Source organism: Priestia sp. P5_B4 (genome assembly GCF_056400385.1).
This window is the reverse complement of sequence record NZ_JBFULJ010000904.1, coordinates 1-1537: the sequence shown is the minus strand read 5'-3', so window position 1 is coordinate 1537 and position 1537 is coordinate 1. Positions and strand designations below refer to the sequence as shown.

At 42.5% G+C, this 1537-nt stretch carries 1 protein-coding gene; it reads right to left on the bottom strand.

Translation table 11 applies throughout. The annotated features are described in order from the left end of the window. The coding region (gene recQ, locus AC1DRF_RS27335; RefSeq protein WP_477742227.1) for a DNA helicase RecQ at positions 1-1405 on the bottom strand (1405 nt) is incomplete at its 3' end. Positions 1406-1537: the final 132 nt, after the last annotated feature.

Genomic DNA, 1537 nt, shown 5'->3' with positions numbered 1-1537 from the left:
CAATAAAATCGCTCACTTCTTTAGCCGACCGGTCGCTCATGACGCCGTACGTTTTCAGTTTATCAAAACCAAAATCAACTACTTTTTTATTTCGAGAACCCGTTAATACTTGAGCAATCATCATTTTACCGAAACGTTCGCCCATACGAATCATACAAGATAATACTTTTTGCGTATCGACTGTTACGTCTATTTCCACACGATCATCCGTACAATTGCTGCAGCGTCCGCACTCATGCGCTTCACTTTCTCCAAAATAATGAAGAATATATGCCTGTAAACAGCCTTCTGTATGACAGTAGTTCACCATATTTTGCAGCTTTTCRAGGTCTTGAATCTGCTTTTTAGGATTCGACGTTGACTGTTCAATCAAAAAGCGCTGCACGCGAATATCCTGAGGTGAATAAAGCACGATACACTCACTTGGCAGTCCATCACGACCAGCACGGCCTGCTTCTTGATAATAGCTTTCCATATTTTTCGGAAGCTGATAGTGAAGAACAAATCTAATATTCGATTTATCGATCCCCATTCCAAAAGCAGAGGTAGCCACCATCACCTGCACATCATCTTGCAGAAAGCGGTTCTGCTCTTCATCACGGCTGTTCCCATTCATACCAGCATGGTATTTTGATACATTAACTCCTGACTTTTGCAATCTAGCATGAAGTTCTTCAACATCCTTACGCGTAGCGGCATAGATAATACCCGCTTCTTGGTCATTTTTACGGATATACTCCTCGATATAGCTGATTCTATCCTGACCTTTCATGACAGCGAACGATAAATTTTCACGTTCAAACCCAGTCATCACCGTGTACTCTTCATTAATATGAAGAGCTCGGCAAATATCTTCACGCACTTGAGGCGTCGCCGTAGCCGTCAGCCCCATCACAATCGGAGCATTAGACAGCTTGCTGATCAGTTCATTGATGCGCAAATAACTTGGTCTAAAATCATGGCCCCACTGTGAAATACAGTGCGCTTCATCTACCGCTACAAGCGGAATAGGAAGCATTTGAAGCTGCTCTAAAAATTGCGGAGACTCCAGTCGTTCCGGCGCTACATAAAGCAGCTTATATTCGCCAAGCGCGACTTCTTCTAAGCGCTGCTGCACCTCCGTGTGCGTCAGCGAGCTGTTAATATACGTAGCCGGAATACCAGCTGCGTTCAGCGTGTCTACTTGGTCTTTCATCAAGGAAATCAACGGAGAAATAACTAGTGTTGTTCCCTCTAAAAGCAACGAAGGAATCTGATAACAAAGCGATTTCCCTCCCCCTGTCGGCATAATACAAGCGGTATTGTGCCCTTCTAAAACATAACGAATCGACTCTTCCTGCCCTTTTCGAAATGAATCATAGCCAAAATAGGACTGTAAATGTGTTAAAGCTTGTTCAAATTGCAAAATTGCGTCCTCCTTTAAAATAAGTAGAAATAGTGGTTGAGGAATTAAGTTAGAAGAAATTGAGACGTAGAGCTTTATTTTATCAAATCTTGGAGGAAGTTGCACAGAATTCGTTGATTTAAGGTTATAGCA